At 37.3% G+C, this 16768-nt stretch carries 15 protein-coding genes; 13 read left to right on the top strand and 2 right to left on the bottom strand.

Features of this window, described 5'->3' with window-relative positions; all coding sequences use genetic code 11:
- Position 1: 1 nt before the first annotated feature.
- From BN2628_RS08565 to BN2628_RS08505, 13 genes are all read left to right on the top strand, one after another.
- Entirely contained in the window at positions 2 to 880 is an 879-nt protein-coding gene (locus BN2628_RS08565) for a glycosyltransferase family 2 protein (RefSeq protein WP_044225489.1), read from the top strand.
- A 63-nt stretch (positions 881 to 943) separates the two neighbouring features.
- Positions 944 to 2035, top strand: a complete 1092-nt coding sequence (locus BN2628_RS08560; RefSeq protein ID WP_055096861.1) for a glycosyltransferase family 4 protein — start codon at positions 944 to 946, stop codon at positions 2033 to 2035.
- 10 nt (positions 2036 to 2045) lie between these two features.
- A complete protein-coding gene (locus tag BN2628_RS08555) occupies positions 2046 to 3146 on the top strand; it encodes an EpsG family protein (protein WP_044225484.1) in 1101 nt (366 codons plus the stop codon).
- A gap of 14 nt (positions 3147 to 3160) precedes the next feature.
- Positions 3161 to 3994, top strand: coding sequence for a glycosyltransferase family 2 protein (locus BN2628_RS08550; protein WP_052431385.1), 834 nt, complete (start codon positions 3161 to 3163; stop codon positions 3992 to 3994).
- Positions 3994 to 5163, top strand: coding sequence for a glycosyltransferase family 4 protein (locus tag BN2628_RS08545; RefSeq protein ID WP_044225482.1), 1170 nt, complete (start codon positions 3994 to 3996; stop codon positions 5161 to 5163). Before BN2628_RS08550 ends, BN2628_RS08545 begins: the two co-directional genes overlap by 1 nt.
- Positions 5144 to 5728, top strand: coding sequence for an acyltransferase (locus tag BN2628_RS08540; protein ID WP_044225479.1), 585 nt, complete (start codon positions 5144 to 5146; stop codon positions 5726 to 5728). The genes BN2628_RS08545 and BN2628_RS08540 overlap by 20 nt, the downstream gene beginning before the upstream one ends.
- Positions 5728 to 6564, top strand: coding sequence for a polysaccharide deacetylase family protein (locus BN2628_RS08535; protein ID WP_044225476.1), 837 nt, complete (start codon positions 5728 to 5730; stop codon positions 6562 to 6564). Before BN2628_RS08540 ends, BN2628_RS08535 begins: the two co-directional genes overlap by 1 nt.
- Before the next feature lie 33 nt (positions 6565 to 6597).
- Positions 6598 to 7206, top strand: coding sequence for a sugar transferase (locus tag BN2628_RS08530; protein WP_044225473.1), 609 nt, complete (start codon positions 6598 to 6600; stop codon positions 7204 to 7206).
- Between the two features lie 8 nt (positions 7207 to 7214).
- Positions 7215 to 8180, top strand: coding sequence for an ATP-grasp domain-containing protein (locus BN2628_RS08525; RefSeq protein WP_044225998.1), 966 nt, complete (start codon positions 7215 to 7217; stop codon positions 8178 to 8180).
- The gene (locus BN2628_RS08520) at positions 8170 to 8826 is read left to right on the top strand and encodes an HAD family hydrolase (RefSeq protein ID WP_044225470.1); all 657 of its coding nucleotides are present in this window, start codon (positions 8170 to 8172) and stop codon (positions 8824 to 8826) included. Before BN2628_RS08525 ends, BN2628_RS08520 begins: the two co-directional genes overlap by 11 nt.
- 10 nt (positions 8827 to 8836) lie before the next feature.
- Entirely contained in the window at positions 8837 to 10078 is a 1242-nt protein-coding gene (locus tag BN2628_RS08515) for an aminotransferase class I/II-fold pyridoxal phosphate-dependent enzyme (RefSeq protein ID WP_055096859.1), read from the top strand.
- A gap of 56 nt (positions 10079 to 10134) precedes the next feature.
- Complete coding sequence (locus BN2628_RS08510; RefSeq protein WP_246469191.1) at positions 10135 to 10887, top strand: polysaccharide biosynthesis/export family protein; 753 nt, start codon at positions 10135 to 10137, stop codon at positions 10885 to 10887.
- Positions 10888 to 10894: 7 nt separating this feature from the next.
- Positions 10895 to 13303, top strand: a complete 2409-nt coding sequence (locus tag BN2628_RS08505; RefSeq protein WP_055096857.1) for a GumC family protein — start codon at positions 10895 to 10897, stop codon at positions 13301 to 13303.
- Between the two features lie 75 nt (positions 13304 to 13378).
- Here the strand turns inward: BN2628_RS08505 and BN2628_RS08500 are convergent, their stop codons facing one another.
- Both BN2628_RS08500 and BN2628_RS17600 read right to left on the bottom strand, forming a co-directional pair.
- Positions 13379 to 13999 carry a TetR/AcrR family transcriptional regulator gene (locus tag BN2628_RS08500; protein WP_021932050.1) on the bottom strand — a complete coding sequence of 207 codons (621 nt, stop codon included), beginning with the start codon at positions 13997 to 13999 and terminating at the stop codon, positions 13379 to 13381.
- Positions 13972 to 16768: acyl-CoA dehydratase activase-related protein (locus BN2628_RS17600; protein WP_257606436.1), on the bottom strand; the 2797-nt coding region annotated here is incomplete at its 5' end. The genes BN2628_RS08500 and BN2628_RS17600, both read right to left, overlap by 28 nt.

Genomic DNA, 16768 nt, shown 5'->3' with positions numbered 1-16768 from the left:
TATGGATGGAATAAGTGTCGTAATACCGACTTTGAATAGGGAAAGTTTTTTGACGAATACTATCGAATATTTGGCAAGACAAGTATTCGATAAGCCCTATGAAATAATTATTGTAGATCAATCTCCGAAACCGAATCAGAAGTTTGAAGATTTGGGAAATGAGGTACATTATCACCATGTGACAATGTTCAAAGGTTTACCTGAAGCCAGAAATTACGGCGCACAATGTGCCCGGTACGATTATATTTTATATTTGGATGATGATATAGAATGTAATGAGAATCTTTTAGCCGAACACTATAAGTATATATCTCAGCAACATATCGGAATCGTTGCTGGCGGAATTACAGAAAAATATAAGGAAAATCCGAAATCTCGTAATACGGGGGTGTTCCATTTTTTTTCGGCTACCCCAGAACGTGGATTTCATTTGATGAAGAATGGGTATGTCGATCATGCTGGAGGTGGAAATTATTCGATAAAGAAGGATGTTTTTTATAAGGTTGGGGGTGTTGACGAATATTTGAATGTCGGAGCTGCATTATATGAAGAGACAGATATTTGTCTGAGAGTGAAAAAATCAGGGTATAAGGTGTTTTTTAATTATAATGCCCATATTTGGCATTTAGCGGCTCCGACAGGGGGATGCCGGGTCTTGGATATTGAAAAGTATATTTATGCCTTGGTTCATAATCGGTCTATTATCATCCATAGATATTTGAATCGATATCAAAGACTGACTGCTTATTTTGTTCTTGTCAAATTGGTTTTGTCCTATATGCTGGCATATAAAAATAGTTCTCTGTTTAAAGTGTTTAGAAAAGCATATACCGAGGGCCGACAAAAAGCCTCAATGTCTCCCAAAGTTACAAATTATTGACAATGGAAGTCTCCGAGTATAAATGGATAAGGGTGAGAAAACGGGGCGGAAATTTATATATAAATGAAGCGAGTGATTATATTGACATATGATTATCCTCCAAACAATGGAGGAATAGCACGGCTTTGCTTCGAGATAAAGAAGCAGTGCAAGTTAAACGGTTTGTCTGTAAGGGTCGTTACTTTGGCTTCTTCCGGCACAGATATGGAAAATGATGAGGATGTTATTCGTATTGTCGGGAAAAGAGGACTGTTAGAGTGGCGTATATTGAATTACTTGAAAAAAAATACAGAGAGAGATGATATAATATTGACCGGTACTTTTCATCCGGATGGTTTGCTCGGATGGCTATCAGGTCGTAAAGTTTATATGTTAGCTCACGGTGCCGAACTGTTACCTGGTAAATCTTTTTTTCAGAAATATGTTTGGAAATATTATCGGAAATATTTGTTGAAATCAGCTTCTGGTGTTATTGCGAATAGTCATTATACGGAAAGACTGGTTCGCTTATGCTCTCCTCTGTCGAAGGTTTATACAATACCGTTGGCTGTTGATTACGATTATTTTAGGCCTACTTCTTCGAAGATGAGAGATGGCGTTTTACATTTATGCTCGTTGTCTCGATTGGAAAAGTTTAAAGGTCATGATTTTTTGATTCGTGTGATATCTTCTTTGCCTTCGAAATATAAAGAGAAAATATCTTTAACTATCGGAGGAAATGGACCTTATAAAGAATCATTGGTGGCTTTGACCCGGGAATTGCGTCTTGGGGATACCATTGGATTTGAAGGGTTTATCGATGACGGTAAATTGTGTGATTTCTATTCTTCGGCAGATATTTTTGTTTTGTGCACGAGGGAGGAACTGGGATTAAAGAATGTCGAGGGTTTCGGGTTGGTTTTTGTCGAGGCTCAGGCTTGTGGAACGGCTGTTATTGGAACTCGTGCCGGGGGAATACCGGATGCTGTGAAAGATGGATATGGGGGCTGGTTGATAACTCAGGATTCTCAAAAAGAGTTATCTGAATTGTTGATGTTCCTGATTGACCATCCGGAGATTGTTGCTGAAGAAGGACTGAAAGCCAGACAAAGAGCCATTCAGGAATATTCGTGGCAAAATTATTATAAAGCGTTGTCGGGAATAATTTGTAGATAGAATAAATGGTATGGTACTTGATGCGAGGGTACAATATATATTTCTATACAATTTTCTGTTACTGCTGACTTTAGGAGTATTCTTGTCTTATATCGGGCGTACCGGAAGATATGTGCCCCGTTCTTATGAAAGTAAAAGGTATACGGTTTTTCTTTTGCTTTTCATGATCGTTATTATCGGTTGGAGAGATTGGATCGATCCATTGTTTGTTGATTCGGCGGGGTACGGTTTACGATTCAGCAGGATTCATTCTTTAAGTGATGATGTTTGGGGGGGAAAGAGTAAATTGTTCAATGGGCTGTATGTATATTGGGCGTATTTTAATTTGTCTCCGGAACTGTTTTTTATCTTTTCTGCGATGGTATATTGTTTACCGATGTATTATTTGTCCTGTAAAATAGGTAAAAATTATTCATTTATTGTATTACTGTTTTTTGCAACTAATTTTATCTGGTATAGTTTTGGTGTCAATGGTATTCGCAATGGTTGGGCATTTGCCATGATATTGTGGGCTATATATTATTGGAACAAAAATATCCTTTTCTTTTTGTTTTTGTTCTTGGCCTATTGTATACATGGATCATCTATTCTTACGATTGGGGCAATTTTAGTATCTAAGTTTTTTCCGAAACCGAAATTTATTTTATTATTTTGGTTTTTATCTTTTATATTTTCTCTTCTTGTCGGACGTTATGTCGAAGATATATTTTTGAGATATGATTTTATTTCATCGGAAGGCCAAGGTTATTTGGCGGAAGAACTTACGACAATAGACCCCTCTGTATTTTCATATACCGGTTTTAGATGGGATTTTTTAATATACAGTTCGATACCGGTTTTTTGGGGATATTATGCAATTGTAAAAAATAAGGCGACAGATTTATATTATAATTTTATTTACGGAACTTATGTATTGGCTAATGCGATTTGGGTATTGGTTATAAGAAGTAATTATTCGAATAGAATTGCATCTTTATCTTGGTTTTTGATTCCTTTGGTTTTTGCGTATCCATTAGTACGAATGAATACTTTTAAGAATCGTAATCGTGTACTTGCCATAGTTATTTTATTGTATTATCTGTTTGCATATTTTATGTGGATTAGAAGTTAAAATATTGTTATTCTATGGTTTCTGTTATTATGCCGGTTTATAATGGCATGCCTTACATCCGATATTCGATACAATCATTATTGATACAGACTTATTCCGATTGGGAATGTATAATCATTAATGACGGATCGACAGATAATACTCAGGATTTCCTCGACAGACTGACGGATACACGTTTCGTTATTTATCATTTCGATAAGAATAGAGGCCGTTCGAGTGCCCGACAAAAAGGGTTGGAATTGGCCCGGGGAAAGTATATTGCCATGCTTGATGCCGACGATATTTATCATTTCGAGAAGTTGTCGAGACAGGTTGAAATGATGGAGAACAATCCTGAAATTTCATTATTGAGTGGTGGGTTGTTTTCGTTCAGCTATGAAAAAAATTGTACGATGGTAAGAGGAAAAGGTGATTCGGTGATAAAGAAAATGCCATTGTCAGGAAGATGTCCGGTAACTCATGCAAATTCGATTTTTAGGGCTGAGGATGTCGAACCTGGGACACACTATGATTGTTCGCTGGAAAGAGGGGAAGATTTAGATTTTCTTTCGAAGGCTTTTGCTGGGAAAAATTATATGATAACAGATGATATTTTGTATTATTATTCAGAGTTCGATTCTTTTTCCTTATCTCGATTGCCTCGGATTTATAGACGTGAGGTTTTGATTGCTTGCAAAAATAAAAAGTACAAATCGTTTTTTAAGGGTGGAGTCCGTTATCTGGCCAGTATTTTTATTTTTCCTTTGTTGGGTGCAGAAAGGGTATTGAAGCTGAGAGGAAAAGCCCCGTCATCGGAGGAGTCGGCCGCTTTTGTAGATACATTAAATAAAATAAAACAGGAATTATAATGTCGAATGTTTTAGAAGTTATAAATCTGTTTTTATCAGCAGAAAATTTTATCGGTCCTCAATTTCGTTATTTAAATGAAAAAGGTGCGAATATGCATTTGATATGCAGTCCGGCAGAGCGATTAGATGCGTTTGCTAAGGAGCAAGGGATTGCATATAAGAGCGTTGTTTTAGAAAGACAACTGTCTCCTTTCAAGGATTTAAAGGCTTTGATTGCTATATGTAAATATATCCGTAAGAATAAGATCGATGTTATAGTCGGGCATCAAGTAAAAGGCCGGTTGTTGTCTGTATTAGCTGGTAAGATAATGGGGGTTCCTAAAATAGTAATATTTGCACATGGAGCATTGTTTGAAACATCGAGGGGGCTCAAGAGGAAACTTTTACTTTGGGAAAGCAAGTTCGAATCTTTTTGTGCCGATTATGTTGTTTGTGTTAGTCGGTCCGTATCACAAGTACGATTGAGAGAAAAAATAGATGTTATAGACAAACAGGTGATTTTAGGGAAAGGTACCTGCGGTGGGATAGATACTCAGAACAAATTTAATCCGGAGAGGATTTCCGATGACGATAAAAAGAGGCTTAAACGGCAATTGCAGATTTCGGATTCGGATATTGTCATTGGATTTTGCGGTCGATTGGTGAAAGATAAGGGCGTTATAGAACTCGTGGAAGGATTTAAACTATTGAAAGAGAAATATCCGCATCTTTCTTTTAAATTGTTGGTAGTGGGTCCATTGGAAAAGAGAGATTCGATACCTTTAGAGTTGGTCGAATATATGAGAGCTTCTCAAGATATCGTTTTTACCGGCTTTGTAGATGGAAATATGGAGTTATACTATTCTATAATGTCTTTGCTGATACTTCCATCTTATAGAGAAGGATTTCCTACTGCAGTATTGGAAGCGTCGGCAATGGAAAAGCCGATATTGACCTCGCGAAAGACCGGTTGTATCGATTCGATTATAGATGGGAAGACTGGTTTTTATATCGACATTTCTCCGTCAGGTATATGTTGTGGCGTTGAGAGACTGTTGGATGCAGACTTAAGGAGAGAGATGGGGATGAATGCCCGAGAATGGGTTGTCGAGAATTTCGATCATAAAAAAGTCTGGCCATATATCGAGAAATTATTAATAGGAGAGAAAAATGGGAAAACAATTGAGTAGAACATATTTATTTCTTCGGAAATTGGGGCTGAATTATTCGGAGGAGGAATACGGACAGATCTCTTTGACGGATGTTTTTAGTAGAGGTTTTAAGAATATGAAAAACGCTTTTCTGTTGAAGTATCTGATGAATTCGGCATTATTGGAACCTATAAGTCCGAGAAAACTTCGGCCTAAAGTGTTGAGATGGGTAGGATGCCGAGTCGGGAAAGACGTTTTTATCGGAGCGCATGTGATAATAGATGCCGGCCATGCCGATTTAATAGTTCTGGAAGATCATGTGCATATTGCCGGACAGTGTACATTACTTTGTCACCAGAGAGATTTGTCTCATTACTATGTCGGTGACGATTATGCGAAGCTCGGATATCGATTGGGAGAGATCCATTTGAAAAAAGGTTGTCTGATCGGTATGGGATCGATGGTCATGCCGGGAGTTACGGTTGGAGAAGGTGCCATCGTCGGAGCCGGGTCATTGGTAACGAAAGATATCCCGGCATGGACGATTGCGACGGGAAGACCAGCAAAAGTGGTTAAGCAAATTCAACGGAGAGGAGAAAACTGATGGAACAGTCTTATATTTTAACTTTCGATATCGAAGAGTGGTATATTTTGCAGTTTCATGGGCAAGGTTCTGTAGATGAATATGCCGGACGATACGACGTGCTTTTGGACCGTGTATTGGGTGATTTGGGAAAAAGAGGTATTAAAGCGACTTTCTTTTGTTTGGGAAAGTTGGCCAAGCAATTCCCTTCTGTAGTACGGAGAATTGCAGAAGCGGGGCATGAGATTGCTTGTCATTCGAATGAACACCGATGGTTGACAGACCTTTCTGAAAAGGAATTCTATGAGGATACGTATGAGGCTTTAGCTTCGATTGAGGATATTACGGGTGAAAAGGTAAAAGGATATAGAGCTCCGGCTTTTTCGATCGGAAGTAGGAATAAATGGGCATTGAATATTTTATCTGAAATGGGAATAGAATATGACTGTTCTATTTTTCCTGCGAGCAGAGATTTTGGGGGATTTCCTGAATTCTCGGAAGATAAGCCAGTTATTGTAAGTTATCGAGGAACGGAAATGAAGGAGCTTCCTATTAATGTGACGCGTGTGTTGGGAAGAGACGTAGCATTCTCGGGTGGAGGATATTTCCGATTGTTCCCTTTTCCATTATTAAAGAAATTTATCGGCAAAAATAACTACTTGATGACCTATTTCCATATGAGAGATTTCGATAAAGGGCAAAAGAGAGTTTGGAATATGAGATACTTTAAAAATTATTATGGAATAGAGGGGGCGTATGATAAGTTCATTCGATTACTTGATGAGTATGATTTTGTTAGTGTAGCGCAGGCTATAAAAGGCATTGATTGGGAAAGTGTAAGAAAAATTGAGATATAATATTCGATTGTTTATCGATTGAAATTTTGGTCTATGTATAAGTGCTATTTTAAACGTATATTGGATTTTCTTATCGTCCTGAGTGTGTTGTCGATTATTTGGCCGGTGTTATTGGTTGTCGCTGTTTGGCTTCATTTTGCGAATAAAGGAGTGGGTGCATTTTTTTGTCAACAACGTCCGGGTAAAAATGGGAGGATATTTAAGTTGATTAAGTATAAAACTATGACAGACGAGCGTGACGAGAAGGGGAATCTGTTGCCTGATGCAGATCGTTTGACGAAAGTCGGTCGTTTTGTACGGTCTACATCTTTAGATGAGTTGCCTCAACTGATCAATGTTTTGAAAGGAGATATGGCACTGATAGGCCCTCGTCCTTTGCTTGTACAATATCTGCCCTTATATAATAAGGAGCAGGCGCGCAGACATGAAGTGCGCCCGGGAATAACGGGTTGGGCTCAAGTGAATGGACGTAATGCTATATCTTGGCAACGGAAATTCGAGTTGGATGTATGGTATGTGGACCATTGCTCTTTTCTTCTGGATTTGAAAATTGTTTTTATGACTATAAAAAAGGTATTTAAGAGAGAGGGAATTTCTTCGGATACGAGTGCGACAATGGAATTTTTTGAAGGGAATAATTGAGTATGGATATGGTGTTTAATGTTTTGATATCTTCTGTAGGAAAGAGGGTTAAATTGGTACGATTTTTTCAAGAAGAGCTAAAAAAAATTACAGCGGTTTCAAAAGTCTACACAACGGAGATGAATCCTCGGTTGTCTCCTGCGGCAGTGATTTCTGATGGATGTTTTAAGGTTCCGCGTGTAACATCAAATGAATATATAGATAATCTTTTAGAAATATGTATCTCTAATAATATTGGGATAATTATCCCGACGATAGATACGGAACTTTTGATTTTAGCGGAAAATAAAGGTCGGTTTGAAAAACAGGGAATTTATGTAATGGTTTCGGATTTCTCTTTTGTGCAGGCTTGTCGCGATAAACGGAATACCGGCATATTTTTGAGTGAGCACGGTATTCGTGTTCCAGCTTTAAGAGATAAGTATGGAGATCGGTTTCCGATGTTTGCGAAACCGTATGATGGCTCTTTGAGTAAAGACTTGTATATTATAAGAGATAAAGAAGAGTTGACTCCGGAGATCTTGAATCATCCTAAATTGATTTTTATGGAGTATATTGATAAGAATGTATATAAAGAGTTTACGGTAGATATGTACTATGGTAAAGACAATAAGGTAAAATCTATCGTGCCTCGTGAAAGGATTGAGATTCGTGCCGGTGAAATAAATAAAGGATATACTCGAAAAAATTATTTAGTTCAGTTCCTGAAAGAACGATTAGCCTATTTACCTGGGGTGATTGGTTGTATTTGTATTCAATTGTTTTATAGAGATTCAGATGATGATGTTGTCGGTATCGAGATAAATCCTCGCTTTGGAGGGGGATATCCTCTTTCGTATTATGCGGGAGCCAATTTCCCGGAATATATGATTAGAGAATATGTATTGGGAGAGACTTTGGATTATACTGATACTTGGAAAAATAATACACTAATGTTGAGGTATGATAGTGAAATAATAGTTCATGAGGAATAAAGTATTTGTATTCGATCTTGACGATACATTATATAAAGAGATCGACTTTTTACGCTCTGCTTATCGGGAGATTGCAGATTGGGTAGAAGTAGAATTTTCCCAAACGGATATTTATCCGTTTATGATAAAGGCTTATGAGTCGAAAATGGATGTATTTTCTTTAATGATTGAGAAATACGATTTACCGCTAATGACGACGGATCTGTTAAGGATGTACAGAACGCATAAACCTAATATCCGGTTGGAGTGGGGTACTTGTGAAATGTTGGACGTCCTTCGGCAAGAGTGTAATTTAGGTATCATAACAGACGGATATTCCATCCCTCAACGTAATAAATTCTGTGCTTTGCAGTTAGACCGCTTCATTAAGGAAGATGACTTGATTATATCTGAGGAATTTGGTACAGAAAAACCATCGAAAAAGAATTATTTGTTTTTTCAGCATAAATATGTAAATGCCGATTTTGTTTATGTAGGGGATAATATTAAAAAAGATTTTGTATCTCCTAATCGGCTGGGATGGAAGACGGTGTGTCTTTTAGATGATGGAAGAAATATTCATCGGCAGGATTTTGACTTGCCTGAAGAGTATTTACCTGATTTTAAAATACCGGAATTGAAAGATTTATTGACTTTAAATATTTAGCTATAATATAATGGATAAAAGAATTTACCTGTGTCTCGCACACATGAGTGGAGAGGAGCAGAAGTATATCCAAGAGGCTTTCGATACCAATTGGGTAGTGCCTTTGGGGCCGAATGTGAATGCTTTTGAGCAGGATTTGGAAAATTTTGTCGGTGAGGACAAGAAGGTCGTGGCATTATCTGCTGGGACGGCTGCCGTGCATTTGGCATTGGTCGCTTGCGGAGTTCAGGCCGGTGATGAAGTAATTTGCCAGTCTTTTACATTTTGTGCTTCTTGTCATCCGATTATGTACCTTGGTGCTGTCCCAATACTGGTAGATAGCGAATCGGATACTTGGAATATGGATCCTGAGCTTCTGGAGAACGCAATTCAGGACAGGATGGCTCGAACGGGAAAGAAGCCGAAAGCTATTGTTGTCGTTTATCTGTATGGAATGCCTGCGAAAATCGATGAAATAATGGCTGTTGCCAATAAATACGATATACCTGTTGTCGAAGATGCTGCGGAGGGATTGGGAAGTCGTTATAATGGTCGAATATGCGGGACGTTCGGAAAGTATGGTGTACTTTCTTTCAATGGCAATAAGATGATTACGACCTCCGGAGGTGGAGCGTTGATTTGCGGAGATCAAGAGGATAAACAGAATATCATGTTTTATGCGACTCAAGCTCGAGAAGGATATCCTTATTATCAACATGAGAAAGTCGGTTATAACTATCGGATGTCGAATATTTGTGCCGGAATAGGACGTGGGCAGATGACGGTTTTGGAGGAACATATTCGTCATCATCAACGTTTGGCGGCATTATATGAAGAGTTGTTCGATGATGTGCCGGGTATTGTATTCCATAGAAATCCTTCAGCGTGCTACGATTCAAATTATTGGCTTAATACGATTACCATTTCGCCTGATTTACATGTAGCAGGAGAGGAGAAGGCTTATATGACAGTCGTAAAAGGAGCTGTCGGGGGTGCGGCAGGGGTCACGCATACGGTTGAAAATGTGCATACCGATTGCGAACCGAATAGGAATGTTGAGGCTATGCGTGTGGTATTGGATGCAATGGGCATCGAAAGTCGTCCATTATGGAAACCTATGCATAAACAGCCCGTTTATCGGAATGTACCGGCTTATGTAAATGGTGTGAGTGAATCTTTATTTAAGGTGGGGCTTTGTCTTCCAAGTGGTCCTTGGGTTACGGAAAAGGATGTACATATGATAGTAAAAGAGATTTTGAAAAATATAAAATAAATGGATTTTATACCGGATTTGTCATGGAAGGGAAAAGTTTATATAAGTGTTTTTTGATGGCAATTGTGTTATTGTCTTCTTGTACAGCTCAGAAGAAGGTTTTGTATTTGCAGGATGTAAAACAGGATACTATTTTGCAGATACAAAAAGAGCAGGAGATAAAAATACAACCGAATGACCTGTTGAGTATTATCGTGAATAGTCGGGATCCGGAATTAGTGAGTATTTTTAACTTGCCTGAAGTTAGGTTATCTGCCGGACAGGGGACTTCAGCTGCTTCGAGTCAAATACAGGGACATTTAGTCGATGCAGATGGAGATATCAATTTCCCGATATTAGGAAGGATACATGTAGGAGGTCTTACGCGAGATGAGGTAGCCGATGAGATAGAAAAGCTATTGAAATCCGGAGGATATGTAAATGATGCAGTGGTATTGGTGAAATTTTTGAATTTTAAAATTTCTGTTATCGGGGAGGTGAATCATCCGGGGACGTATAATGTATCATCTGATAGGATTACGTTGTTCGAGGCATTGAGCTTGGCTGGTGATCTTACGATTTACGGGAAGCGTGACCGGGTGATGGTGATACGGGAGGTAAATGGCAATCGGCAAATTGTATATAATGATTTGCGTTCGAAATCGGTATTCGATTCTCCTGCATATTATTTGCAACAGAATGATATGGTATATGTAGAGCCGAATAAATATAGAGCTGGACAGACGAATATCAATCAGAATAATTCTGTCGGGTTATGGATTTCGGTTGCTTCTTTCTTGACGACAATTGCAGTACTTATTTTTAAATAATCTTTATATGGCAAAGGAACAACAAGAAATATATGGTCAGCAAGTAGAGGAAAGTACAGATAATGGTTTAAGTCTGCGCGATATACTGGAGATCGGTCTTGCCAACTGGAAATGGTTTGCTCTTTCGGTAATCGTATGTTTGAGTATCGCTTATGTATATGTACAGACTTTACCATATATTTATACTCGGTCGGCATCGGTGATAATAAAAGATAATAAATCTGGGGGATTTTCCGAGTCGGCTATGTTCAAAGACTTGGGCTCTATGGATATGATAAATGTGCGTAGTAGTGCAGAGACGGAAATGTTGATATTTCAGTCCTATCATTTGATGCAAGATGTAGTTTCTCAATTAGATTTAGATGTGGGTTATGTGATGCAAGGAGGATTACGAGATAGGAGTTTGTATAAAGATAGTCCGTTAGCCGTGAGTTTTATAACAAAAGACAACAATTCACAGTTCTCTTTTGATATTGTTCCTATTTCAGATCAAGAAGTTCTGTTGTCAGATTTTACTTCGAATGAAGATTGGTCAAAAAAGGTACAATTAGGAGATACGGTTTCTACTCCGGTTGGAGTGCTAGTTGTAAATAATACGGGAATTCCTTTGACAAAGTTTAAAAAAAAGGTCATCACAGTAAATAAAAGACGGTTGAAAGATGCTACTACTCGATATAGAAGGGCTGTTTCAGTTTCTTTAGAAAGTAAGAATGGAGGGGCGTTGAATATTACAATGAATGACACTGATATAAAACGGGCCGAAGATGTGATAAATACATTGATAGCTAAATATAATGAGGATGCTATCGCCGATAAAAATCGATTGGCTGTAAATACTGCGAGATTTATTGATGACCGATTAGAAATTATCAGTCAAGAATTAGGGGATGTAGATAGCCAAATAGAAACTTTTAAAAAGGAAAATGAGTTAACAGATATTACTTCGGAAGCAGGGATGTCTCTAACAATGAAAAGTGGATATATGAGTGAAGGGGTGAGCTTAGAGAATCAGATAAGCTTGGTAAATTTTATAAAAGACTATTTGTCTGATCCAGTAAAAATAAATGATTTGATACCTGCTAATACAGGTATAGAAAGTGCTGAAATTTCAGGAGCTATATCAGAATATAACCAACTTTTATTAAAACGGGACCGGTTAATGTCAAATTCGAGTGACCGAAATCCCATGGTTATAGATTTGAATCAGACATTATCGACTATGCGAAATTCTATCATTCAATCAATAGATAATTTATTAGTTACTTTGAATATTAGGATGAAGAGCATACAAGAGCAAGAGCAGATAGCTCGGCATAAAATTGCTTCAGTCCCCTCTCAAGAAAAACAAGTTTTATCTATTGCTCGTCAGCAAAAAATAAAAGAGGAATTATATTTGTATCTATTAAATAAGAGGGAAGAAAATGCGTTGAATATGGCGATTACTGAGAGTAATGCTCGGGTAATAGATGCTGCTAATGGCAGTGATACGCCAGTGTCTCCGAAAACGATGATGATATTATTGGCAGCTCTGGCTATTGGGTGTGTGATTCCTGCCGCAGTGATAGCTTTGATTATGTTATTAAATACCACGGTACGAGGACGCAAAGATATTGAAGATAATACTACCGTACCTTTTTTGGCTGAGATACCGTTTAAGAGAAATAAAGCTGAAGGAGATATTGTCATAGTTCGAGAGGGCGGGCGAGATAGTGTGTCGGAGGCTTTTAGAATATTGCGTACTAATTTGGATTTTATGGTCGGTGGTGAAAATAATGCGAAAGTAATTATGTTGACATCAGCAAATCCAGGATCAGGTAAGACTTTTGTGTCGTTTAATTTGGCTATGACATTGGCTTTGGCTGGGAAGAAAGTATTGTTATTAGATGTGGACTTACGGAAGCGGTCTTTAAGCAAGCGTATGCACGCAGAGGGTATTGGATTAACAAATTACTTGTCTGGGCGAGTTAATAATATAGACGAATTAATAATGAAAGATGAATTTCATGAATGTTTAGATGTGATACATGCAGGCCCTACTCCTCCAAATCCAGCTGAATTATTATTAAGTAAACGATTAGATATTTTGGTTGACGAGATACGAAACCGTTATGATTATATCATTATAGATAGTGTCCCATCCATGATGGTTGCCGATGCTTCCATTACAGCTCGGGTAACCGATATTACTATTTATGTAATTCGGGAGGGATTGATGGATCGTCGTCAATTGGCTGATGTGGAACGTATTTATAGAGGGAATGCATTCAAAAAATTGTGTATTCTATTGAACGGCGTTGGTATGAAACAGAAGAGATATGGCTATGGTTACGGTTACGGCTATGGTTATGGCTACGGGGAAGAAGAACAGAATATGGAATCGCAGCTCCATGAAAAAAGATGGTGGCAGATTTTTTAATGATATAGTATTCCAATAAATGCTGTCTTCATAAAGTAATAAAATGGCATTTATTGGATTTTAGAGAAATGACTTTCAGTCGTAGCATAGTAAATGTTTCATTTGTTCTATTATATATTGTTTCCATTCTTGCAACATCGGAGTAAAGTTTTCTTCTTTTCCATTTAGAAAAACTGTTACAAGTAGATTTTTTGAAATCATAGGATATGCGAGTAGCCCATAAAAAGTGAGGAACACAAAATGTAAAGGAACCTTTTTAAGTTTACCTTGTTGCATTTCTGTATATAAATACAGTTTGAGTGCTTCGAAGTATTTATCGGAATTCAATTCTTTAATGGTATGTAATAGATGATTTACATCGCGTTGTATTTCTCCGAAAATGAATTTGGGTAGAAAAGGATTTTCGGTAAATTTCATAATATATTCGTCCAGTATTTTGTCGATACGCTCAATGAATGGTATATCTTGAGTCAGGATATCATGTACCCGTGGAATAATGGAGGTTATAATCTTATTGAATACGGCTTGGAACATTTTGTCTTTCGTTCTGAAATAGTAGTGAAGTGTGGTACGATTGATGCCGACGGTATGAGCGATATCGCTCATACTGGTTTCTGTAAATCCTTTTTCTATAAATAGTTGTTGGGCCGTTTCGATGATACGTTGTTCTAAATGATTGTTTTCTGTTGCTCCCATATCTGATTTTCTATATTGTCGATAAATAATAATAAACGGTTTATGATATTTACGTCACTAACACTGCTATCAAAGTCTAATGATAGGATATTCATTTGAGGATATAAAGCTTTTATCCTTTTTTCTACCCCTTTGACTATGATATGATTGGCAATACAACCGAAAGGTTGTAGACTGACGACATGATTTATTCCTTGGCGAGCAAAGGAAAGTATTTCACCGGAAATTAGCCAACCTTCTCCGAATTGAGCGTTCAGGGATATTACTTTTTCTGCATCTTTTGCTTTTGTAAAGATATTTTCGAAAGGTGTGAAATAATGAAATTCTTTTCCTATTTCGTTTATTGCAGATATAGTCTTTTGGATTTTGTTGTATAGCCAATTTATAATAAAATCGGGTATATTTTTTTTCTGAAGATGATTATTTTGATTATTTTTTAAATTTACAAAACTTTGCAGGAAAAAGTCAATCAATAGAGGAGGTACGACTTCGATATGTCGGTCGATTAGCCAGTGTGTAATATCTTTTTGTGCAAAAGGGTTGAATTTTAAAAATATTTCACCTACGATACCTACTTTAGGATAAGATCCGTTTTTACAAATTTGATTGAATTCTTTTGCTGCGGAAGATAGGTATTGATACAGTATCTTTGGCTCGTTTTGTAAAATAGCATCTTTAGCTTTCTCGATGTATTTGTCTTTCAGGACAGTTGCTTCTCCTTGTCGTTTTTCTCTGATTATTGATGCATAATAAAATTTAGAGATACAATCACTATATAAGATTGAGGATAAAGCGATTGGTATTATTTTTAACCAGTTGATTTTAAATCCGGGTTGTTTATTATTTATACCGCTGCCGAAAGATAATGATATTACGGGTACATTAGCATAGCCATTATCTACAAGAGCTTTTTTAATAAGAGAGATGTAATTACTTGCTCGGCATTGGCCTCCCGTCTGGGTGATAGTGACTGCTGTATTTTCAGGGTCATAACGCCCGCTTTTAAATGCTTTGACAATATCTCCTACAATAAGAGTTGCTGGGTAGCAGACTTCATTATTAGCTGATTTTAGGCCCCAATCACATGAGGCTGTATCACTTGCAGGTAGATTTTCTACATCATATCCGGCAACTTTCATAATTGATGGGATAAGAGGAGAAATGAATGGTGTGAAGAATGGTGCTATAATTTTTTTCTTTTTGTCTTTTGTCCCGAATATGGGTGTGGTATCAAAAGATGCTACACCTTTGTTATTATGTAGTTGTAGACTTATTTTTAAGCTTTCTATCAAAGAACGTACACGTAATTTAATAGAGCCCACGTTACTTACATCATCTATTTTTAAGAGTGTCGATGTTTTTCCGTGTCGTTTAAGTACAGAGCGTACTTCGTCGGTAAAAAAAGCATCTGGGCCACATCCGAAGGATGTTAATTGCATATATTGAATATCGTTATTTTGTAATGCAACCCATTTGGCTGCTTTGAGAATACGATTTGTATATGCCCATTGTGAGACAAAATGAATGTCATTGAGAGTGATGTCTTGATGCCGGACGATATCGTCAGTTATTACATTTACTCCCAGAGCAGCAACCATATCTGATACTTTGTGTTGTATAAGTGGGTCTGAATGATATGGTCGTCCGGCCAAAAGTATGGTTAACTTTTGTGTTTTATTACTATCATCCAGTATTGATTTATTGTAGAGGATAAGTTGTTCTTCAAAAAGATATTGTTCCTTTTGGGCATGGTCAAATGCTGTTTTGATCGTGTTTTCTGAAATTCCTAATTGTGTTAGGTACTTTTTACATTGCTTATATAAGAGTTTCGTATCTTTGAAAGAAATGGCGGGGGAGTCTATGGGGATATTTCCTGATTGTACGCTTTTTATGACTTCAGAGTAACCCGATACGATAGGACAATTATAACTGTTTTGTTGCTGTTTGTCTGTTTTTTCGTATACGACAAATGGCATAAATATCCGGTCAACATTGTGCTTTATAAGGTTTTGGATATGACTGTGAACTAATTTGGCAGGAAAACAGATATTGTCAGACATTACCATTCTGGCGGCAACTTCGTATTTATTGAAAGTCGATGTTTCTGAGAGGTATACTTGTATACCGCAATGGGTAAATAATGTGTGCCAAAAAGGGTATTCTTCATACATATTTAGACAACGTGGAATACCTATTGTGAGTGAAGGATTCACTATTTCGGTTTTTCTGTCAAACAATAATTTTGTTTTATGAGAGTATGCATTTATTCCTTGATTAGATTGATTCCCTTTGTTAGAGAATATTTTTTCGCAACGATTTCCTGAATAATAATAATTCCCGTTGTTGAATTTGTATTGTGTTACAGTGCATTGATTTTCACATCCTCGGCATTGGTTTTGTTTCGATGTGTATTCAGCCCGTTGTAACATATTTCCCAAATCTATATTTGATGTGTTTTTTATTTGACGGGCATATAAAGCGCAGCCCAGGGCACCCATGAGCTCAGGACAGTCACTACGGGAAATTTGTTTACCCGTCAGCTTTTCCAAAGCTCTTACTATGGAGTCGTTGCGCATGGTACCTCCTTGTACAACAATATATTCGCCGAGTTCATCTGTATTTTTTAGCTGTAACACTTTGTATAAGCAATTTTTAACAACCGAATAAGATAGACCGGCCGCTATATCTGCCACAGATGCCCCTTCTCTAAGAACTTGTTTCACTTTAGAGTTCATAAATACGGTGCATCGGGTACCTAAATCGCAAGGC

Source organism: Gabonia massiliensis (genome assembly GCF_001403595.1).
GTDB lineage: Bacteria > Bacteroidota > Bacteroidia > Bacteroidales > Coprobacteraceae > Coprobacter > Coprobacter secundus.
This window is presented reverse-complemented; position numbering and strand designations above follow the sequence as displayed.